Raw genomic sequence first — 20,933 nt, forward strand, 5'->3', positions numbered from 1 at the left:
AATATCAAATGAAATTTTAGGAGGATCTACGTGAAACGTGAATTTATTTTAGTTCTTGACTTTGGTAGTCAGTATAATCAACTTATAACGAGGCGTGTTAGAGAATTAGGTGTTTATTCTGAATTGCATGATAATGATATATCTATTGAGAAGATTAAAGAAATGAATCCAAAAGGGATAATTTTGTCTGGTGGACCTAACTCTGTTTATGAAGAAAATTCAATGACAGTAGATGATGAAATATTTGAATTAGGGATACCTGTATTAGGTATTTGTTATGGGATGCAACTTATGCAACACAAATTAGGTGGTAAAGTAGAATCTGCAACTAGTAGAGAATATGGAACACAGCCTATCAATGTGGAAGAAGGTGCTACTCTATTTAAAAGAACACCTTTAACTCAAGATGTACTTATGAGTCATTCAGATAAAGTTGTTGAATTAGCAGAAGGATTTAGGAATGTAGCTAATAGTGAAAACTGTCCTATAGCTGCTGCAGAAAATGTTTCACGAAATTTTTATTGTTTCCAATTCCATCCAGAAGTAAACCACTCTGTCTATGGTAATAATTTACTAGAAAACTTTGTAAGAAATGTTTGTGGATGTGTTGATTCATGGACTATGCAAAGCTTTATTGATGAAAATATAACAAAAATTCGTAAACAAGTAGGAAATGATAAAGTTTTATGTGCTTTATCAGGTGGTGTAGATTCTTCTGTAGTAGCAGCATTATTACATAAAGCTATTGGAAATCAATTGATTTGTATGTTCGTAGATCACGGATTGCTTAGAAAAGGTGAAGCTGAAGGAGTAATGGAAACTTTCGGAGAAAAATTTGATATGAATCTTATTAAGGTTGATGCAAAAGAAAGATTTATGTCAAAATTAAAAGGAGTTTCTGATCCAGAGAAAAAACGTAAGATTATTGGTAACGAATTTGTTTATGTTTTTGATGAAGAATGTGCAAAATTAGATGATGTACCTTGGCTAGCTCAAGGAACTCTTTATACAGATGTTATTGAATCAGGAACAAAAAATGCTCAAACAATTAAATCTCACCATAACGTAGGTGGATTACCTGAAGATATGAAATTTGAGTTAATTGAGCCTCTAAACACATTATTTAAAGACGAAGTTCGTGCATTAGGAGAAGCATTGGGACTACCACGCGAAATAGTTTGGCGCCAGCCTTTCCCAGGTCCTGGACTAGGTATTCGAGTGCTAGGTGAAGTTACAGAAGAAAAACTACAAATAGTTAGAGATAGTGATTTTATATTAAGAGAAGTTATAGCCAAGAGAGGTCTACAAAGTGAAGTTTGGCAATACTTTACAGCAGTTCCAGATATTCGTTCTGTAGGCGTTATGGGCGACGTTCGTACTTATGATTATACAGTAGTTGTTCGTGCTGTAACTAGTATAGATGGAATGACTGCTAGTTGGGCAAAAATTCCGTTTGATGTACTAGAAGAAATATCAGCTAGAATAGTAAACGAAGTTGCTCACGTTAATAGAGTAGTCTACGATATAACATCTAAGCCACCAAGCACGATAGAATGGGAATAAAATAACAAACTAACAAAAAATTTAAAATAATGAAATAAAAGGAATTATGAAAAACTAAAGAGAATAAAAATAAACTTTAGAGAAGATAGTTCCCTGCCAAAAACCCTGCTGATAAGAAAAATTTACAATGTAAGAAGGTGAGCAGTTTTTGAAATATACACAAGATTATCTAAACGACATACTCATTAGAATAGCTTATAACTCTAGTGCAATTGAAGGAAATACAATAACATTACCAGAAACAGTATCTATTATCCTAGAAAATACTTTGCCGAGTTCACGCAAAGGGATAAGAGAATTTTACGAAATAGAAAATCACAAACAAGCCTTTGAATATCTATTTAACAATATAGAGAATAACAAAGAACTAAATATAGATTTAATACTAGATATGCATAAATATTTAGTAGATAGGCTTCAACACGATGCAGGTAGTTTTAAATCAAGTCAAAATGCAATAGTCGGTGCAGAATTTCAAACTGCAGCACCAAGTGAAACACCTTACTTGGTACATCAATGGATAGATAATACTAATTATAGACTTGATAACGCTAAAGGAGAAAAAAAAATACTAGAAATTATTGCGGATACACATATTCAATTTGAAAGAATACACCCTTTCAGTGATGGTAACGGTAGATGTGGACGTCTTATTATACTCTATTTAGGTATAAAATATTTAAACTCTCCGCTTATCATCTCTAAGGAAAACAGAGCTGAATATATGGAATATCTAGCAGAACAAAATGTAGGAGACTTAGCAAAATTACTAGAAAACTCATTAGTGTTTGAAAAAGAACGTATTACGCAATTTTAATTAATTAGATTTATGGTCGTAACCTTAACATTAAGGTTACGACTATTTTTTGCACAAAAGACTACTATGGGTATACCTAAAAAAGACAAATAGGAGAATCAAAAGACAAAAAAGATATATACTATTTAAAGAAAGTTTGGGATAATAGTCAGAAAATAGTTACTGTAATAACCTTATATCCTAGTACTAACAAAATGTACGAAGAAGATTTAACAATAAACTTAATAGGTAGGTAACAAAAAGAGATATTTCGTTTAAAGAAATATCTCTAAAATAATTGCTAAATAGAAACTAATATGTTAAAATGAAGATATAAAAAGAGAGCCGTTTTAAAGACGGTGACTTTAATAAAATAATTAGAAAATAATCATCTTACTACCTGTCAAAGTAACTAAAGATGGTTATTTTTTATTGTTCATAGCAAGGATTACTAAAGTAATTAAAGCAATAATAAACATATTAAAGCTAATGATTACTTGAATAATCTCAAATGCAGACACAATCGCTACTCCTTTCATAGATTTTAGTGAATAAGCCCATAGGCATCACCTCCATAAAAATAAAAGTAGCCACCAATCTTTAGCGTTAGACAAAGTCTAACAAACTTCTCTCTGGTTAGATTATATCATAATGTAAATTTTAAATAAACTGTTATTGTCAAGTGTATTAAATATTAAATAGTTAGCAAAAAGAGATATTTAATTTAAAGAAATATCTCTAAAATAATTTCTAAATAAAAATAAATATGTTAGAATAGAATATAAAAGGAGAGCCGTTTTAAAGATGATTATTTTTGTTATCTATAATGAAAAATTTATGAAAAATCTCCCTGCCAAAAACCCTGCTAAAATCAGTATTGTAGGCAATAAGCTATATTATTTGTAAGGAAATACTAATATGCGTTAGCAATCGAATGGTAATAAAATAACAAATATATTTTGTTGAAAAAAATTTAAAAAACTTTATCTACATCTATTGACCAAAAGCCAATTAATAATAGTTTGAATTATCTTAAATAAAGACAAATATTGCTACTCCTTTCATATAATAGGGAACCTACAAACATAAGCACCACCTCTTGTGGAAACTTAAATAAATATTTTAAAATATAAAAAATGATATTTTAAAGGTAGTTATTTTGAAAATTTTATATTGATTTTCCTTGCATAATTTCTTGATGTATTTAGAAATAAAATATATAGTATTCGGTATTTAATGAAGTTTATATGAAGCTATGACAAGGAAGTTAGGTATACATATAATCACAGGTAAAGACTGTGTAGATGGGGAACTACAAAGAATATTATATGTCCTATAATTTTTATTTAGCTATGGGATATAAATAATTGGGATGTTTTTCAATTTTGTGGAACAAATGGAATCTATGTAAAATATATATTAAATATCTTGGATCTTAATAAATCAGAGTTTGAAGCATTGGTAACAAAGAATTTTTAAAAGAAGGTTGTTTAGAGACGTTAGAATATAAATAAAAAATAGAATTAGAACAAATCTATAAAGAAAGGAAAAATATGATAACTTACAAGATTGCAAGAAGTTTTGATATAGAAAAAATAATTGAAGTATTTGAAAGTTCAGGTATAATAAGACCTACAAAAGAAAAAGAACGCATAAAATTTATGTTTGAAAATGCAAATCTTATCTATTTTGCTTATGATAATGGAGAACTGATAGGACTGGCAAGATGTGTTACAGACTTTAGTTACTGCTGTTATCTTTCAGATTTAGCAGTAAAAAAAGATTATCAAAAACAAGGTATTGGAAAAATACTCATAGAAAAAGTGAGAGAGCATATAGGAGAAAAAGTATCGTTAATACTACTTTCATCAAATTCTGCCATGAATTATTATCCTAAACTAAACTTTGAAAAAGCAGACAATGCATTTATTATTAAAAGAAAATCGTAACAAGAACAAGTATAGGCTTGTTAAATTATAATTTGTCGGGCTTAGCAAGTTTTAATTCTTTATGTGATGCAACTTATTTAAAGCTAGGATTGTTTGAAAAATCTCAAAATCAGACACAATTACCATTCTTTTCATAGAATTGTAAATTTTAAATAAACTGTTATTATTAATTTTTATTTAAATTAACCCTACCAAAACCTCTGCTGAGAAATTTTTTGAAAAAACGGGTAGATGTAAATACAATGATAAAGATTAAAAGTTATTAAACTAAGTAAACAAAAATATCCTCAACCTAAAAAATAGGTTGGGGATATTTTAATATATCTATTAAATTTAATTATACATTTATAAAAATTCTATACAAAAAACATAACTTTATAAGTAATATATAAAATATTAATAATAAACTATTTATAAAAAGGTTTAATGGTAATTAATAATTAATTTTATTTACTAATTATGATATAATTAAGTTGTAATATTGAAATATAAATAAGGAGATTATTTTATGGAAAAAGATAGAATTCAACTTTTCTCTTTAAGGAAGTTATCGGTAGGTTTGGTATCGACATCAATAGCTAGTATATTTTTACTATCTGCTAATCCTAATGTATCTCTAGCTAAAGATAGTAGTTCAGTAGATTATAAGTATGTTAGTGAAGACGAACTTACAGATGAAGAAAAGAAGGTTATTATTAAAGAATTACCAAAAGTAAGTGAAAATGATAAAGAAACTTATTATTTAGTTTATCGTCCAGAAAATATTGGAAAAACTTTGCCTAATACAGGAATAACTAATGGTTTAAATGCTATTATAGCTTCTGCAAGTATTTTATTTTTAGTTGTTGCTGTAGCTGCTATTAAAAAAGGTAGAAGAAAAATAACATCAATAGTTTTAATAACTACTTTAGGAAGTACAATATTGTCTCCTGAGTCAATGGCTATTTATAGTCAATTATTATCTCAATATAATCAATTTTATGATGTAGAAAAAGGTAACACATTACCAGCACCTGCTAATATACCTAATTATAAATATATAGGGTATATTAAAGTTGCAAATGATAATATTTTGGAAAATAATAAAGAAATAATAAATGATTCAGAAGAATCAAAAGTAATAAATAAAGAAGATAGTAAGCCAGCACCAGTTCTACCAGAAGAGACAGATAATACAGAAATAGTAAGAGAAGAAATTCCTTATTATACAGAATATCAAAGAGATGATAATTTAGCGTACGGAACAAGGACAACAGTTCAAGCAGGAATTAACGGAGAAAAAGAAATAGTTAAAGATGCAAGAACAAATGAAATTAAAAAAGAAATAGAAACAAAACAAGTAACAAATGAAATAATAAAAGTAGGAACAGAGCCGACAGTAACGACAAAAGAAATACCGTACACAACAGAAGAAAGAGTAGACAATAATTTATATGTAGATGAAAGAAAAGTAGATGTTGCTGGAGTAAACGGAGTAGAGAAAACAACAATTACATACGAACTTAATACAAAAACAGGAGAAGTGACAGCTAACCAGCCCACGACAGAAAGAACAGAGCCAACAACAGAAATAGTAAGAGTAGGAACGAAAGCAACAGAAGTAATAACAAAAGAGCCAGTGGTGTATGACACAGAATACCAAAGAGATGATAATTTAGCGTACGGAACAAGTACAACAGTTCAAGCAGGAATTAACGGAGAAAAAGAGATAGTTAAAGATGCAAGAACAAACGAAATTAAAAAAGAAACAGAAACAAAACAAGTAACAACTGAAATAATAAAAGTAGGAACAGAACCGACAGTAACAACAAAAGAAATACCGTATACAACAGAAGAAAGAGTAGACAATAATTTATATGTAGATGAAAGAGAAGTAGCTGTTGCTGGAGTAAATGGAGTAGAGAAAACAACGATTACATACGAACTTAATACAAAAACAGGAGAAGTAACAGCGAATCAACCTACGATAGAAAGAACAGAACCAACAACAGAAATAGTAAGAGTAGGAACGAAAGAGAGGTTGAAAACTGTACCTACATTAAATATTGATTCTGTTATAAAAGATGAAAATAATAAATCAATAATTGTTAATTATAAATTAAATGATAATGACAAGGCCTATGTGTCAGCTAAAGCATTAGTTTATAGAGAAAATGAATTGATAAAAGAAGTAGACATTACTGATATTACTAATCCGTTAACTATTGATGAATTAAAATATTTTACAAATTACACATTAAAAACACAATTAACTTATAATATAGGAAATGGAAATGAAACAAAATTACAAACAAGTACTAAAGATATACTTTTAGAATATAAAAAAATAGAATTTAAGGATATAAATACTGTTGAACTTTACGAGGAAAATAGCAGCGGTTTACAACGAAAAGATTATTTAGACTCTATTCCTACAAATCTTGATAATTATTTTATTAAAATAAAATCACTAGAAAATAAAGATATTAATCTACCTATTGAGTCTATAACTGAAACAGAGAAAGATGGAGTTTCATTATATAAAGTTACAGTTTCGGTAGCAGAACTTGTTCAGGATTCTCAAGGTAAATATAAATCAAATGCAGAATTTTATATTCCTAAAAATCAAAATTCTAATGTTACATTACTAAATTCTTATAAAGTAAATTATCAAAATGTAGATGGAGCAGAAGAAAATCGCAATATTGCGTATAAAAATATAGAGAAATTATTACCGTTTTATAACAAAGAATATATAGTAGAGTTAGGTAATAAACTTTCTGCTGAACATAAATTATCTAAAGTAGAATTAGTGGATGCTGTTCCTATGGTAGATAATAAAGTTATAATCGATGTAAACACAAATAAAGTATCTATAAATAAACTAATGCTTCATTATGCAGACAATACAATTGACTATGTTGACTTAAGTTATAAAGAAGACTTTAAAAATAATAAAATTGCTGAATATTATATACAAGGTACTAATTTGCTATATACACCTGAAATGTTCCTAAACTCTTATAAAGAAATTGTTGATGAAGTTGTTCCGATATTATCAGCAATAGAGTTTAATTCTGAAGACGTACGTAGAACTTTGAAAATAGAAAATGATACTACAAAATCATTAAATGATTTATATTTAGAAAAAACATTTGATATTGTTAAAAATAATATAACAGAAGAGTTGCGTAAAGTTTTGTCGGCTGACTCAACAATCAATACACCTGATAGAGCTGTTAAAGATTCAATTATCTCTAAAATTAAAGATAATGCAACACCGCTAATGCTCGGTCTATCATATTTAAATAGATGGTATAATATCAATTATAATAATATTAATATTAAAGATTTATCGTCTTATAAATTAGACTTTTTCGGTAAAAATAGTAGTTCTACATTAGATCATATTATTAATTTAGGTAATTCTGGATTTGATATTCTAAAAGCTAGTGCTAATGTATCTACTTTTGGTAATATTATTGGAAGTTCGAAAGGATTTAATAATTTATTTGATTATGTAGAAACATATAGAGAACTATTTTTGCCAAATAAAAATAATAATGAATGGTTAAAAGAAAATAGTAAAGCATACATAGTAGAAACATTATCATCAGTTCCAGAAACTAGGCAAAAACAAGAAGAGGCTTATGGTAAAAAAAATAATAAGTATTCTATTGGTGTTTATGATAGAATAGCGAGTAATAGTTGGAAATATAAACAAATGTTACTTCCTTTATTAACAGCAGAAGATGAGAATGTTTATGTAATCTCAAATATATCTACATTGAATTTTGGTGGTTATGAAAGATATAAAAATTCTGTTCCTAAAGATAGCAATCTTATATCATATGTTAGAGGAAAAGTTGATCAAGCGTCAATTTGGCAAAGAGATCATTTAGATTTTTGGTATAAGATATTAAGTACAGAATCAAAAGATAAACTATTTTCAAATATTTTAGTGTATGATGGATTCCAATATGCAAATGATGGAAAAGGTGGAAGTTGGAGAACATTACATGATAAAGATGCGTCTATTCAGCAATTCTTTGGTCCTGTAGGTAGGTATTACAAAAACAATGGACTAGCCGCTTATGCTAATGGAGAGGTAGTTAATTTTGTTGCTTATAGAATGTTAGATTCATCAGGGGCTGCAACATTTACACATGAAATGACACATAACTTTGACGGTAAAATTTATTTTGAAGGAAAAGGTAGACGAGAAGGGCTAGGAGCAGAATTATTTGCTATGGGACTTTTTGAGACAACAGATAGTAGAAACCATGCTGTTTTGGGTCTTAATACTATGTTCAATTATGATGAATATAAAGACGCAAGAGATAGGTATCATACAGCAAATCCTTCTGAACGATATCAAAGTATGGAAGATCTTAATGAATATGTCCATAGAATGTTTGATGTAATGTATACATTAGAATATGCTGAAGCGCAAGCAACATTAAAACAAAATTCAGAAGTTAAAAAGAAATGGCTAAGAAAAATAGAAAATAAATATGTTAAAGATAGAGATGGAAAGCTAACGCACGCTAGTAACATTATTCGTCCTTTAACAGATGATGAAGTAAATTCGTTGACAACAATAGATGATTTAGTGGATAAAGATATAATAAATCGTCGAGGTAGTGCTGATAACACGGAACTTAAAAGAAATGGATACTACACTGCTTCATTATTCTCCCCGATTTATTCAGCACTTGCCAACAGTAATGGAGCTCCAGGGGACTTAATGTTCAAACGTATGGCATTTGAATTGATTGGAGCTAAAGGATACAATGAAGGATTTTTACCTTATGCATCTAATATGCTTGCAAAAGAAGCTTTTGATTCAGGAGAAAGAACATGGTCTGGGTGGTTTAGACGCTACGTAGGATTAGTTACAGATGATTTAGTATTTGAAAAAGTATTTGGTAATGAATATACTTCGTGGGCAGATTTCAAAAAAGATATGTATAAAGAACGTATTAATAAAATAGATCGCTTAAAACCGATAACTATTGAATATGAATTAGGAGTATCAAATTCTACTAAACAAATTACTATAAATTCATTTGAGCAACTTCAACGTTTAGTTGATGAAGCTATGGCTAAAGATATTGAGAATATAGACCGTACAACTAGTCATTCTCCTGCTAGCTGGGTTCAGTTACTTAATTCTAGAATTTATAGTGCATATCTTCGCCAAACAAATGATTTTAGAACATCGATATATAATTAATATACAAAAATTTTAATAATAAAAATACACCTCGCAGAGGTGTATTTTTTAATATTTAGTTTATTTATTTTTCTTTTTTCTAAATCCTAAAATAGCCGAAAGTAATAATGTTAGTAATCCTACAGTCGTAGCAGAACTAGAAGTTTCCCCTGTATTTACTAATTTTTTAGAATCCTTTTTAGGTTGTGAATTAGATTTCTGTTCTTCTGAATCAGGTTTTGGTTCAGGTTTTGGTTCAGGTTTTGGCTCAGGTTTCGGTTCAGGTTTTGGCTCAGGTTTCGGTTTATCAGAATTTTTTATAAATTCCCAATAACCAGTGAATGTAATATCTTTGTTTATGATAGTATCAGAGTTTTTATCCCAAGAAATGAATACCCATTTTCCGTCTTCAACTACAACATCATTAAATTTATCTTGTTTTGTTGTAACAACATTATTTTTTTTGTATGTGTTGTTATCTTGTGGTAAAAGTGATTTAACTGTATCTGGAAGTTCTTCTCCTTCAGTTTTACTAACAAATTGATAATTTACTTTATATTCGTTTGCATTAAATATCCAAGTACCAACAAAAGTTTCATTTTGTTTATTGATAGTAACTGAATCTTTATCCCATTTAACGAAAGACCAAACACCATCGTTGATATTATCTATGTAATTAGAATTATCAAAGTTGCTAGGCTTAACAACATCACCATTAACTTTATCAGTTATATTGTTAGGAGTACGGTTAACTAATTCTTGAGGTAAATCTTTTCCATTAGTTCCACTAACAAATTCGTGAGTTACATTGTATTTATTCGCAGTAAATACCCAAGTACCAACAAAAGTTTCATTTTGTTTATTGATAGTAACTGAATCTTTGTCCCATTTAACAAAAGACCAAACGCCATCGTTGACATTATCTATGTAATTAGAATTATCAAAGTTACTAGGCTTAACAACATCACCATTGACTTTATCAGTTATATTGTTAGGAGTACGATCAACTAACTCTTGAGGTAAATCTTTTCCATTAGTTCCACTAACAAATTAGTGAGTTACATTATATTTATTCACTGGTAAAGGTTTTCTACCTTTTATAATCATAGAAATACCAGTATAGATTACTACAACAATAACTAGCCACATAATATAATCTAAAGGCATATTTTTTACTATATTAAATGCTACGTAGACTCCTGCTAAACCTCCAATTATAATAGTAATTGTAGCTATTCTAGAATACATATTAGCTTTAATAAATGGTCTTGATGATATAGCTTGAAGTAAGGCGCAAGAAGCCATCATAATAGGGAATGCAGCTTTAGGATTCATACCTAATATAGATACCATAGCTAAGCAAGGAGCATAAAGACCAACGCCAGCCATCATTAAAGCGCCAAATATAAAGTTACCAACAATACCAATAGCTAGGGATATACCTACAAGTCCTATGGCTGTATTTCCTGTACTTAATAGTGATAACCATCCCATTTGTTTAGCTGCCATAAGTAGCGAAGTTACTAATAAACAATAACCCATAGTAGTTTGAATTTTTTTCTCAGAAAATTTTGTAATAATTCGTGCACCTAAGATAGAACCTAAAACAGCTGCAGCAATTAGTGAGAACATTGTAACAGGTTCTACTTCTACTGCCTGAATAAAAAGGAATGCTTCAAATATTGTAGGAATAGTATGAGCAACGTTAAGTGTTCCAGGTAATTGTCTATCGTTATCCAAGTAATTTGTTGCTTTAAATAGTAATGTAGTTAATGCAAAACTACTAACTCCTAAAGTATCAAAGAAATCTGTAACGAAACCGATTATAATACCTACGATAGGATTGCCTTTTCCTAAGTTATCTCTGTTCTTGATAACATCTGTTACTATATTGAATAAACAATAAACTCCTCCTAGAGCTACTAAAATTAATAATATATTTACTGCGTTCATGTTTTCACCTCAAAAAATTTTTTAAATATTATAAATAATGTTATATATATCTTTTGAGGTGAGTTCAGATGCGTTATAAATAGTAATATAGTTTGCATTGTTTATATTTCTAAATAAAGTTGCACGAAAATATTTAATATAATGCAACGTTTTTTTTATTATTAATAACACAATACTTCCTCCTTAACTATCAAACGCTTTCTTTCTTTAATTTTAGCATATTGTTAAATGAAAATCTATACTTTTTTGATAATATAACAGAAAAATTTTAAAATATAATTCCAGTAATTTTTAAAATATTATAATATGCAATTATTGCTGATAAAAACAATATTTTAAGGTTATAAGCATAGATTAATAACCAATTTATTTTATTATAAAATTTAGTTGTAAGGTTAATATATTTCTAATTGTTAATTTAAAAGTTAAGAAATATTGTTATAAATAATATAGTGGGAATAGTTAATCACATAAAAGAAAAGTTAATTATATAGTGATGTACTTTGTATAAAAAATTTTAATGTAACATCACATTGCAAAATAATTAATAAAAGACAGCTTCAAAATATACTTAATTTATTTTGAAGATGCCTTTATTTTAATATTAGTAGCTTTCTTGAATCACATTTTTAATTTTTCTATAATTAATTTTTTATATAGAACTTTTTGATAATCTATATCTTTATTTTCGTCAAATTTTATTATTATTTCATCGGTTATTTGACCAGGCTTGTCTCTTAGAATATATATTCTATCGCTAAGTTTTATTGCTTCATCAACATCGTGAGTAATTAATAATGATGATAATTTTAATTGTCTGTGGATGTTTAAATACCAATTATGAATATCTTCTTTAGTTATTACATCCAGAGCACTAAATGCCTCATCTAGCAAAAATATCTCTTTTTTCAACATCATAGTTCTAAGTAAGGCTACACGTTGTCTCATTCCTCCGCTTAGTTGTTTAGGAAATTTATCTTTATAATCATCAAGCTTGAATTTTTCTAATTGTATAGTAGCTTTCGCTAATGCTAATTTTTTATTTTCTCCATTGATTATAAGTGGCAAAGCAATATTTTCTACGACTGTTTTATGTTCTATTAACAAATCTTTTTGTAGCATATAGCTAACTTTACCTACAAAATCTTTATCGTTATTGATTTCTATGTTACCTTCTTGTATAGGAATTATTCCCGCTATAATATTAAATATTGTTGATTTTCCAGCGCCACTAGTTCCTACAATTGAGATAAATTCCCCTTTATTTATATGAATGTTTATATCTTTTATAATATTATTGTTATCGTAACTATAAGTAAGATTAGTTATATTTAGTATGTTCATTAGTTTAAGTATTCGTTAGTAAATCCGCTACTTTCTTGTAACTTTGTTTCTGTTATATTATTTTCGTTAACCCATTTATAGAAGTTACTCCATCTAGCTGGATCTATTTCCCCCCATTTTTCTTTATTAGTAGCATATTGTTGTGATAAATATTTTTGAGATTCTATAATAAACTCTTTTTTATTACTTAGTTCAGGTGAATGTTTTATAAGAATTTCTGCCGCTTCTTCTGGATGATCTATTGCATATTGATAGCCTTTTTTTATAGCTTGTATAATTTTTTTCGCTTCTTCACTATTGTTTTTTAAATAATCATTATTTGCTATTATTATAAGGGAATAATAGTTAAGATTTTGGTTATAGTCTTTTAGATAGAAGAAGTTTGTATTAATATTTTGATGCTTAGCCATAATTCCGTCCCAACCGTAATATATCCAAGATGCATCAAATACATTGTTTTCTATAGCAGTTATAGAATTGCTATCGCTATTAGGAACTAATTTGATATTATCGTAGTTTCCACCATTATTTTCTACTATATTTTTTATCATTGCTAACTCTATTGGATCGTTCCAAGTTCCGTATTTTTTGTTTTCTAAATCTTTTGGAGAAGTAATATTTTCGCTAGATTTTGATATTATTCCTGATGTGTTGTTTTCGACAATTGCAGCAACTGCTGTTATATTTGCTCCTTTTGATAACTTGCTAGCCATACTATCTTGGAAGTAGATAGTAAATGGTGCTTTATTATTAATTACAAGGTCTGAAGAGCTATCTTCAGGAGGCATTTTTATATCTAAGTCAATACCGACTTCTTTAAAATATCCTTTTTCTTTAGCTACGTATAGTCCAGTATGATTAGTGTTAGGAGCCCAATCTAGTATGAAATCAACTTTTTTGAGTTGATTAGAAGATTGTTCTTTGTTTTGACATGCAACTAAAGTACACATTAATATAATTGTTACTATGCTATAAATTATTTTTTTCATTGTTTTCTCCTATATATTTCCATTTAATAAATTTTTTCTCACTTATTTTAACTAAATACATACTAAAAATACTTATAAACGATATTAATATAATAATGGCAAACATTGTATCGTATTGAAATAATTTTTTGGAACGAATCATATAAACTCCTAATCCTTCAAACCCTCCTAACCATTCAGCTACAACGGCAGCTATAAAAGAATAAGAAACACTTACTCTAAGTCCTGCATAAAAGTAGGGTAGACTAGATGGAAGTTTTAGATGTAATAATATTTGCCACTTATTAGCTCCCATAATTTGAAGAAGATTAGTAGTATCTTTGTCGACGTTTCTAAAGCCGTCTAACATGCTAATAACGATAGGAAATGTTGTAGTTAATGTAATTAACACTATTTTAGGTGTCATATCATAACCTAACCAAAGAACAAGAATAGGAGCTAGTGCAACAGTTGGAATGGTCTGGCTTATTACTAATATTGGATAGATAGCCCTGTTCAAGATTTTGAATAAATCCATAATAATAGCGAGCATAGTTGCTATTACGATTCCGGACATTAATCCCAAAATTGCTTCGATGATAGTTATTTTACTATGAAAGATTAATTCTTTGTAATCTCGAAAAAAAGCATTTAATATTTCTATTGGAGTTGGAATTATAAATTTAGGTAATAGTTCCAAATAACCGGTAATTTGCCAAAGTAATAATAGAAAAATTATAGTGAAAAATTCTATATATTTATAAATAAAATGTTTTATCAATAAACTCCTCCTAATATTAAAATTATTTATCTGTACGATAGATAATTTTTTAGTAAATAAAAAAACTTCCTAAAGTAAGATACTTGATGGAAGTGTTGTAATGTCTTATGATTCCTTAATACCTACGCTAGCATTACCTAGATCAGGTTCGGTCGAAACAAAAAAAGTTTCCTCTCAGACTGTTCACAGACTCCCGTACTGCTAATATATCATATTTTGAAAATGAATACAAAAAAGTAGCTTATATTTAATAAAAAATATTTCATTTGTATGAATTAAGTAGAAATACATTTATAATTTTGTGATATTATCTTTATAGATAAAATTTTTTTAGTATGATATAATGATAAAAAATATTAGAGAGAATGTGATGTTTTGAAGAAGCAATATTTAATAATAGATGGTTATAATTTATTATTTAAAATGAAAGAATATAATAAAATAAAAAGTTCTACATTTTCTACAGAAAGAGATATATTAGTAGATATTTTAAAAGAGTATGCCTCGGGAAACAATTATGAAGTATATTGTGTTTTTGATGCATATCAAAGTAGAAATAAAGAATATATTAAAGAGGATTATCCTATCTTTATAGTTTATACAAAGACAGGAGAGAAAGCAGATCAATGGATAGAGAGTAAAACTAGGGAACTTTATGTAAATCATTTTGTGGATGTTATTGTAGTAAGTGATGATAGAGCAGAAAGAGATAGTGCATTAGGGTACGGTGCTATACTTAGGGATTGTCATAGATTTATAAAAGATTTGTATGATAGGAAGAGTCAAGTGTCAAATGATGCAAAAAAACACAATAGAAATAAATTACAAAATCGTCATATAAGAATGTCTGACAAAGACAGAAAAAAATTAGAACAATTTTTGTTATATGGTAAAAAATTTTAAGGAGAACAATTTTATGGAATTTAAAGTAAACAAAACTCAAGATAAGTTATATTTTGGAAATAGTGAAGACGGTGCAAAAATATTTTTATTATTTCCTAAGAAATATGATAATATACACGTCATAACAAAAGTTTATGTAGATGAAGAGTATCGTGGTCAAGGTATAGCAGGAAAATTAATGAACGCAGTAGTAGAATATGCTAACGAAAATAATATAAAACTTGAAGCAACTTGTCCGTATGCTATATCTTGGTTTGAAAAAAATAACAAGGAGAAATAATATGACTAAAAAATTAGCTTTTTTTGTAGAAAATGGTAGTGAAGAATTAGAAATAATAGCTCCGCTAGATGTTTTGAGAAGAGGTGGAGTAGAAGTTGATTTAATAAGTGCAAACGATCAGGAGAAAATAGTTACCTCTCACAATGTAAGTATAATAATAGATAAAAAAATTAGTGATATCGTTAATATATTAGATTATGATGCTATTGTAGTTCCAGGAGGTATGCCAGGTAGTGAGCATTTAAAAAATAATTCTAAAATTATAGAATTTTTCCAAACAATGCATAATGAAAAACGTTTAGTTGCTGCTATGTGTGCTGCTCCTATAGTTCTTAATCAAGCAGGTATTACAAAAGATAAGAAAGTAACTTGCTATCCAGGATTTGATAGTAAAATTGATTATAAAGAGTATTCAGATAAAGAAGCGGTTGTAGTCGATGATAATGTAATAACTGCTCAAGGTCCGGCAGTGGCTCTATTATTTGGATATGCAATATTAGAGTATTTGCTAGGAGAAGATACGAAAAATTCTGTAGCAAATCCTATGTTAATAGAAGTTTTAAAAAGTAACCTATAAAAAATAAATATGAGGAACGAATTTTCGCTTCCCATATTTATTTTTTATTATGTAGTTGAAATTAAAATTAATGATTAAAAATGTATATTATACATATTATTTCTATAAATAAAAATATACGATAATAATTTTCTTTATAATTATTTATAATAAAAATATAAAAATTAATGTTATAATAATGTTGATAAAAAATTATGAGAGGAACTTTTTATCTTCCTCGCATTTATTGTAGAGTCAATTTATATTAATATTATATTAGAAATCTATACTATTTTTGGATAGAATATAGTTCCTTCCTTTTTTATTTCTCCTTTAGTTATAGATTCTACAATCGTACTAGCTTTTTCTAATTCAACTATTTCGTTATTATTTTTTGCTATTAATATTTTTTGTCCTTGATAAGGAGAGTAGGGGCTAGTTTCTATATTTTCTATTTTTAAGTAATATTTTTCTGAATATCCTTTTTCAGCCAGCATCTTTTTAATTTTGTTTAAGTTGTTTTCGGAATAATCTACATATTCAAATAAATCTCTATTCAAAAGCCGTCTAGCTAAGTCGCTAGCAATTTTATCTTTTTTCTCTATAATTAAGTTACAATAATAAAAAATTGTACATTCATCTAGTTTATAATATTCTTCTTCTGTTACTTCGTTTTTTTCTAAAAATGGAATTATAAAATTTAAATCACTAAAATACGATTTATCTATTATATAGATATCTTTTAGGCGTGTAAATAGCTGAACGAATATAGCTTCATAACTACGTGCTACTGGGTGAAAATATACTTGCCAATACATTTGATATCGAGCCATAATGTAATCTTCGACGCTATGAATACCTGATTCTTTGGTAACTATATATTTTTTACCGTTAGAATGTTCGCGAACACGTAAGGTTCTAAGTATTCTTTCGAGATCAAACTGTCCGTAACTAGTTGCTGAGAAATATGAATCTCTAAGTAGGTAATCCATTCTGTCTGCATCAAGTTGTGCAGAAACAATTTGATTTAACAAATCATTTTCATGCCTGTGCTGTATTATAGCTACCACATTATGTGCTAAATCTTGTGATGCTTTATTTAAAACTTTATTAATTTCAGTATTTCCCAAAATTATTTTTGCAGTATAATCCTCGTGGCTATGTTTAGTTACTTGTTTTCGAAAGCATGAGAAAATGGACCATGTCCGATATCGTGGAGTAGTGCTGCTAGCATAACGGATATTTTATCTTGTTCACTAATTTCTGATTGTAAAGATTTTATTTCATTTACTATTCTTCTAACTATTTCATAGACGCCTAATGAATGAGTAAAACGAGAATGTTCAGCACTAGGATATACTTGAAAATCTCCTCCTAGTTGTCTGATTCTTCTTAATCTTTGAAATTCTTTTGTATCTATTGCTTCCCAAATAACTTTATACTCTATATTTATATATCCGTGTATTGGATCACGAATTACTTTTCGTTCTGATAATTTTTCTAGTTCCATATTTTACCTCCATAAATTTTTTGAGAATATTAATAATCATAGTATAATTATACAAGTAACATAAAACATTTTCAATGTTAAGGAGGTATAGGATATACATTGATTACTTTTTCCTTGAATTGTATAAAAGTAAATAGAACTGCTAACGTAAGTAACAGTTCTATCTCTACTTATTTCATATTATTTTTTATTCTTTCAGGAATCATAACGACTTCGGTAGTTAAGTCCTTAGGAGTAAATGTAGGGTCTATACATTCTTTCCAATATTCTAAATGTTTTTTGTCTATCCAATGTTCTGATGTTTCTACATCTGCGCCATCTTTCCCTTGTATACTATACCAATAAAGATATTCTTCACCATTTAAAGTTTCTCTAAAAATATTTTCAACATACATTTTTTCACGGTCTAATGTTAACAGAACATCCTCCATATTTTCATTCAAAAATGCTAACCATTCATCAACTTTTTGTGATTTATTGGGAAGAACTCTAAATCTAGTTATTTCTACTATCATTATATTTTTCCTTTCAATTTCATATTATTAACAATTTTTTCTATTGAATAAATATAAGCAGCTTCTCTAAATGAAACGTTGAATCGTTCTTTTACTTCCCAAATATCTTCGAACGCTGTTTTCATAATTTTGTCTTGACGAGTAACTACTTCTTCTTCACTCCAATAGAATCCTTGTAGATTTTGTACCCATTCGAAATAAGAAACAGTAACACCACCACTATTAGCAAGAATATCAGGAATAGTAATTATACCTTTATCATTTAATACTTTATCACCTTCTAGAGTTACTGGACCGTTAGCACCTTCTGATATAATTTTTGCTTTAATGATTTTTGCTTCTTTTGAATCTATAGAATTTTCTAAAGCAGACGGACATAGAACATCAACATCTAAAGCCCAAAACTCTTCTAGAGTTAATCGTTGAGTGTTAGGTAATGAGTGGAAACGAATTTTGTTATTTTTACAATTTTTCAATTCTTCATAGGTTAATCCTTCTTCACGATAAACTGCATATTGAATGCCATTATCATCACGCTCTGTAACAGCTACTACTTTAGCACCGTATTCTATTAAAGTTTTTACTGCATGACTACCTACGTTACCAAAACCTTGAACTGCTGCAGTAGTATTTGCTATATCTTTATTTAGTTTTGTTAATGCTAGTTTTGCACTAAATGCAACTCCGTGCCCAGTAGCAGCTGTTCTTCCTAATGATCCTCCTAACTCTATAGGTTTTCCTGTAAATGTTCCTAGTGCTTGTTCACCTGTTAGTATGCTGTACTCATCAATCATCCAAGACATAATTTTTCCGTTAGTATTTACGTCAGGAGCGGGAATGTCCTGTTTTTCTCCAATATACTTATATATACCGCGTACAAAACTACGAGATAAATTTTCTAATTCTGTTTCTGATAGATCACTAGGTTCAACTATTATTCCTCCTTTTCCTCCACCATAAGGAAGATTAGCAACAGCACATTTAAAAGTCATCCAAATAGATAGTGCTTTTACTTCATCTCTTGTAACTAGTGGATGAAATCTTAGACCGCCTTTAGTAGGGCCAAGTGAGTCGTTATGCTGTGAACGATATGCAGTAAAATATTTTGTGCTACCATCATCCGTTTTTACGGGAAGATTTAATTCTATAAATCTTTGCGGCTCTTTTAACGCTTGATACACATCTTCATTATATCCCAAAATATTACAAGCTTTTTTTATTTGTTCTCTGGCATTTGCTAATGGATTGTTATTCATATATTTTCTCCTTTTTTAAAAAAGGACCTAAGCAAATATTGTACTATAAAGAAAATTATTTTGCTTAGATCCTATATTTATATTACTTTTCTAATTCTAAAACTCCGTAATTATTATCTTTACGACGATAAACAACAGCGAATTGATCAGTAGCTTCATCTACAAAGACAAAGAAATCATGACCTAAAAGCTCCATTTGTAATATAGCTTCTTCTTTGCTCATAACATTAGCAGGAACTTTTTTTGTTTTAACAAATTCTAAAGTTTCTTCAGGAGTTTCTTCAAGTTCAGTAGTTAAAATTTCCTCAACTACTGATCCTTTTTCACGGCTCTTTCTATTGATTTTAGTTTTATATTTTCTCATTTGACGCTCTAATTTATCTACAACTAAATCAACAGCTGCATATAAATCAGCGTGGTTTTCTTCTGCACGAAGTGTAACTCCTTTTAGAGGAACAGTAACTTCAATTTTTTTGTTACCATTTTTATAAACTTTTGCATTTGCATATACGTTAGCATCAATTTCATTAGAGAAGTATTTTTCTAATTTTGAAACTTTAGTTTCTACATACTCTCTAATAGCCTGAGTAATTTCTAAATTTTCTCCTCTTACTTGATATCTTAACATAGTAAGCACTCCTTCCGTATTGAGTAGTAAATCTACTCTGAGATAAGTATCTCTATTAATTTTATATTTACATTATAACATTTTTTGAAAACAATATCAATATATTTTGAAAATAGCAATAATTCTAGTTTCATTGAGAAGATTTAGCTAATGTAAGAAATGATATTTTTGCACAGGAATTTATTTTTTTAATTTCTTTAGCTAAAGAAATTAATGTGTTACCACTAGTAAAAATATCATCTATTATTAAAATATTATTTTTTGTTTTTACTAACTCTATTTTATTATCTAATATAGAGAAATTATGTTCAGTACGCCTTGTTAGTAGTTTTGATTGTTTTGGACGATAATTAGAAAAAAATATTTTCTCGTAGGAAATATTGCACATATTACAAATTATTTCTATTTGGTTAAATCCTCGTATTGATTCTCTAATTATGTTAGATGGTACGATAGTAATCAAATCAAAATTTTTATATTTACTAAAAAATAATTGGAAAAAACTTCGGAATTTTTTAGAGTATTCGATATTTTTGTAATATTTTATATTATAAATATCGTTCTTAATATTATCGTATGTAGTGAAATAAAAGAGAGTATATTCGTTTAATTTTAATGAAAAAATATTGAATTTATCGTTACAATCTTTGCATAAAATAATATTTCTTTTTTTGAATAATGTTGCAAATGAAATTTTATCTTCTATATTTTTGGAACAGTATTTACATATCATAATA

At 28.1% G+C, this 20,933-nt stretch carries 21 protein-coding genes and 1 pseudogene; 8 read left to right on the forward strand and 14 right to left on the reverse strand.

Features of this window, described 5'->3' with window-relative positions; translation table 11 throughout:
* The first annotated feature begins 30 nt into the window (after positions 1–30).
* From guaA to AC1XWJ_RS04845, 3 genes are all read left to right on the forward strand, one after another.
* Positions 31–1,563, forward strand: a complete 1,533-nt coding sequence (guaA, locus tag AC1XWJ_RS04835; protein ID WP_483334757.1) for a glutamine-hydrolyzing GMP synthase — start codon at positions 31–33, stop codon at positions 1,561–1,563.
* A 148-nt stretch (positions 1,564–1,711) separates the two neighbouring features.
* Positions 1,712–2,380 (forward strand): Fic family protein, encoded by a 669-nt coding sequence (locus tag AC1XWJ_RS04840; RefSeq protein ID WP_483334758.1) that lies wholly within the window; start codon positions 1,712–1,714, stop codon positions 2,378–2,380.
* 116 nt (positions 2,381–2,496) lie between these two features.
* A complete protein-coding gene (locus tag AC1XWJ_RS04845; protein ID WP_483334871.1) occupies positions 2,497–2,616 on the forward strand; it encodes a DUF1643 domain-containing protein in 120 nt (39 codons plus the stop codon).
* Between the two features lie 165 nt (positions 2,617–2,781).
* Here the strand turns inward: AC1XWJ_RS04845 and AC1XWJ_RS04850 are convergent, their stop codons facing one another.
* Positions 2,782–2,898: a putative holin-like toxin gene (locus tag AC1XWJ_RS04850; protein WP_483334759.1), complete on the reverse strand. Its 117-nt coding sequence runs from the start codon at positions 2,896–2,898 to the stop codon at positions 2,782–2,784.
* Between the two features lie 1,014 nt (positions 2,899–3,912).
* Here AC1XWJ_RS04850 and AC1XWJ_RS04855 point away from each other — a divergent pair.
* Together AC1XWJ_RS04855 and AC1XWJ_RS04860 are read left to right on the forward strand one after the other, a co-directional pair.
* Positions 3,913–4,308 (forward strand): GNAT family N-acetyltransferase, encoded by a 396-nt coding sequence (locus AC1XWJ_RS04855; RefSeq protein WP_483334760.1) that lies wholly within the window; start codon positions 3,913–3,915, stop codon positions 4,306–4,308.
* 508 nt (positions 4,309–4,816) lie between these two features.
* On the forward strand, positions 4,817–9,523 hold the full coding sequence (locus AC1XWJ_RS04860; RefSeq protein ID WP_483334761.1) for a ZmpA/ZmpB/ZmpC family metallo-endopeptidase: 4,707 nt from the start codon (positions 4,817–4,819) through the stop codon (positions 9,521–9,523).
* A 60-nt stretch (positions 9,524–9,583) separates the two neighbouring features.
* On the opposite strand, the gene AC1XWJ_RS04865 is transcribed toward AC1XWJ_RS04860, so the two are convergent.
* The 7 genes and pseudogenes from AC1XWJ_RS04865 to AC1XWJ_RS04895 all read right to left on the reverse strand — a co-directional run bounded on the left by AC1XWJ_RS04865 (position 9,584) and on the right by AC1XWJ_RS04895 (position 14,548).
* Positions 9,584–10,078: an SHIRT domain-containing protein gene (locus AC1XWJ_RS04865; RefSeq protein ID WP_483334872.1), complete on the reverse strand. Its 495-nt coding sequence runs from the start codon at positions 10,076–10,078 to the stop codon at positions 9,584–9,586.
* Between the two features lie 6 nt (positions 10,079–10,084).
* Positions 10,085–10,540, reverse strand: a pseudogene (locus AC1XWJ_RS04870) (SHIRT domain-containing protein); the annotation flags it as partial.
* A gap of 12 nt (positions 10,541–10,552) precedes the next feature.
* Positions 10,553–11,455: a TSUP family transporter gene (locus AC1XWJ_RS04875; RefSeq protein WP_483334762.1), complete on the reverse strand. Its 903-nt coding sequence runs from the start codon at positions 11,453–11,455 to the stop codon at positions 10,553–10,555.
* A 21-nt stretch (positions 11,456–11,476) separates the two neighbouring features.
* The gene (locus AC1XWJ_RS04880) at positions 11,477–11,626 is read right to left on the reverse strand and encodes a hypothetical protein (RefSeq protein WP_483334763.1); all 150 of its coding nucleotides are present in this window, start codon (positions 11,624–11,626) and stop codon (positions 11,477–11,479) included.
* 450 nt (positions 11,627–12,076) lie between these two features.
* Complete coding sequence (locus AC1XWJ_RS04885; protein WP_483334764.1) at positions 12,077–12,799, reverse strand: ATP-binding cassette domain-containing protein; 723 nt, start codon at positions 12,797–12,799, stop codon at positions 12,077–12,079.
* Positions 12,799–13,788 carry an ABC transporter substrate-binding protein gene (locus tag AC1XWJ_RS04890; RefSeq protein WP_483334765.1) on the reverse strand — a complete coding sequence of 330 codons (990 nt, stop codon included), beginning with the start codon at positions 13,786–13,788 and terminating at the stop codon, positions 12,799–12,801. The genes AC1XWJ_RS04885 and AC1XWJ_RS04890 overlap by 1 nt, the downstream gene beginning before the upstream one ends.
* On the reverse strand, positions 13,769–14,548 hold the full coding sequence (locus tag AC1XWJ_RS04895; protein WP_483334766.1) for an ABC transporter permease: 780 nt from the start codon (positions 14,546–14,548) through the stop codon (positions 13,769–13,771). Before AC1XWJ_RS04895 ends, AC1XWJ_RS04890 begins: the two co-directional genes overlap by 20 nt.
* A 375-nt stretch (positions 14,549–14,923) precedes the next feature.
* Here AC1XWJ_RS04895 and AC1XWJ_RS04900 point away from each other — a divergent pair, with 375 nt between their 5' ends.
* From AC1XWJ_RS04900 to AC1XWJ_RS04910, 3 genes are read left to right on the forward strand one after another with little or no spacing between them, the layout of a single operon-like run.
* On the forward strand, positions 14,924–15,451 hold the full coding sequence (locus AC1XWJ_RS04900) for an NYN domain-containing protein (protein WP_483334767.1): 528 nt from the start codon (positions 14,924–14,926) through the stop codon (positions 15,449–15,451).
* A gap of 13 nt (positions 15,452–15,464) precedes the next feature.
* The gene (locus AC1XWJ_RS04905) at positions 15,465–15,731 is read left to right on the forward strand and encodes a GNAT family N-acetyltransferase (RefSeq protein ID WP_483334768.1); all 267 of its coding nucleotides are present in this window, start codon (positions 15,465–15,467) and stop codon (positions 15,729–15,731) included.
* A 1-nt stretch (position 15,732) separates the two neighbouring features.
* Positions 15,733–16,308, forward strand: a complete 576-nt coding sequence (locus AC1XWJ_RS04910; RefSeq protein ID WP_483334769.1) for a DJ-1 family glyoxalase III — start codon at positions 15,733–15,735, stop codon at positions 16,306–16,308.
* A gap of 263 nt (positions 16,309–16,571) precedes the next feature.
* Here the strand turns inward: AC1XWJ_RS04910 and AC1XWJ_RS04915 are convergent, their stop codons facing one another.
* The 6 genes from AC1XWJ_RS04915 to AC1XWJ_RS04940 all read right to left on the reverse strand — a co-directional run bounded on the left by AC1XWJ_RS04915 (position 16,572) and on the right by AC1XWJ_RS04940 (position 20,929).
* Entirely contained in the window at positions 16,572–17,417 is an 846-nt protein-coding gene (locus AC1XWJ_RS04915) for an HD domain-containing protein (RefSeq protein WP_483334770.1), read from the reverse strand.
* 38 nt (positions 17,418–17,455) lie between these two features.
* A complete protein-coding gene (locus AC1XWJ_RS04920; protein ID WP_483334771.1) occupies positions 17,456–17,797 on the reverse strand; it encodes an HD domain-containing protein in 342 nt (113 codons plus the stop codon).
* A gap of 170 nt (positions 17,798–17,967) precedes the next feature.
* Positions 17,968–18,312 (reverse strand): DUF6176 family protein, encoded by a 345-nt coding sequence (locus tag AC1XWJ_RS04925; protein WP_483334772.1) that lies wholly within the window; start codon positions 18,310–18,312, stop codon positions 17,968–17,970.
* Complete coding sequence (locus AC1XWJ_RS04930) at positions 18,312–19,568, reverse strand: Glu/Leu/Phe/Val family dehydrogenase (RefSeq protein ID WP_483334773.1); 1,257 nt, start codon at positions 19,566–19,568, stop codon at positions 18,312–18,314. Before AC1XWJ_RS04930 ends, AC1XWJ_RS04925 begins: the two co-directional genes overlap by 1 nt.
* 82 nt (positions 19,569–19,650) lie before the next feature.
* On the reverse strand, positions 19,651–20,196 hold the full coding sequence (hpf, locus tag AC1XWJ_RS04935; RefSeq protein WP_483334774.1) for a ribosome hibernation-promoting factor, HPF/YfiA family: 546 nt from the start codon (positions 20,194–20,196) through the stop codon (positions 19,651–19,653).
* A gap of 130 nt (positions 20,197–20,326) precedes the next feature.
* Positions 20,327–20,929, reverse strand: a complete 603-nt coding sequence (locus AC1XWJ_RS04940) for a ComF family protein (protein ID WP_483334775.1) — start codon at positions 20,927–20,929, stop codon at positions 20,327–20,329.
* Between the last annotated feature and the right edge of the window lie 4 nt (positions 20,930–20,933).

The sequence above is a fragment of the Gemelliphila sp. 1F1 genome (assembly GCF_056897515.1).

Excerpts from the sequence above, each read along its gene's own strand:
- AC1XWJ_RS04850 (WP_483334759.1), bottom strand. The coding sequence starts at position 2,898 with ATGAAAGGAGTAGCGATTGTGTCTGCATTTGAGATTATTCAAGTAATC.
- AC1XWJ_RS04855 (WP_483334760.1), top strand. The coding sequence starts at position 3,913 with ATGATAACTTACAAGATTGCAAGAAGTTTTGATATAGAAAAAATAATT.
- AC1XWJ_RS04860 (WP_483334761.1), top strand. The coding sequence starts at position 4,817 with ATGGAAAAAGATAGAATTCAACTTTTCTCTTTAAGGAAGTTATCGGTA.
- AC1XWJ_RS04875 (WP_483334762.1), bottom strand. The coding sequence starts at position 11,455 with ATGAACGCAGTAAATATATTATTAATTTTAGTAGCTCTAGGAGGAGTT.
- AC1XWJ_RS04885 (WP_483334764.1), bottom strand. The coding sequence starts at position 12,799 with ATGAACATACTAAATATAACTAATCTTACTTATAGTTACGATAACAAT.
- AC1XWJ_RS04890 (WP_483334765.1), bottom strand. The coding sequence starts at position 13,788 with ATGAAAAAAATAATTTATAGCATAGTAACAATTATATTAATGTGTACT.
- AC1XWJ_RS04905 (WP_483334768.1), top strand. The coding sequence starts at position 15,465 with ATGGAATTTAAAGTAAACAAAACTCAAGATAAGTTATATTTTGGAAAT.
- AC1XWJ_RS04910 (WP_483334769.1), top strand. The coding sequence starts at position 15,733 with ATGACTAAAAAATTAGCTTTTTTTGTAGAAAATGGTAGTGAAGAATTA.
- AC1XWJ_RS04920 (WP_483334771.1), bottom strand. The coding sequence starts at position 17,797 with ATGGAACTAGAAAAATTATCAGAACGAAAAGTAATTCGTGATCCAATA.
- AC1XWJ_RS04925 (WP_483334772.1), bottom strand. The coding sequence starts at position 18,312 with ATGATAGTAGAAATAACTAGATTTAGAGTTCTTCCCAATAAATCACAA.
- AC1XWJ_RS04930 (WP_483334773.1), bottom strand. The coding sequence starts at position 19,568 with ATGAATAACAATCCATTAGCAAATGCCAGAGAACAAATAAAAAAAGCT.
- hpf (WP_483334774.1), bottom strand. The coding sequence starts at position 20,196 with ATGTTAAGATATCAAGTAAGAGGAGAAAATTTAGAAATTACTCAGGCT.
- AC1XWJ_RS04940 (WP_483334775.1), bottom strand. The coding sequence starts at position 20,929 with ATGATATGTAAATACTGTTCCAAAAATATAGAAGATAAAATTTCATTT.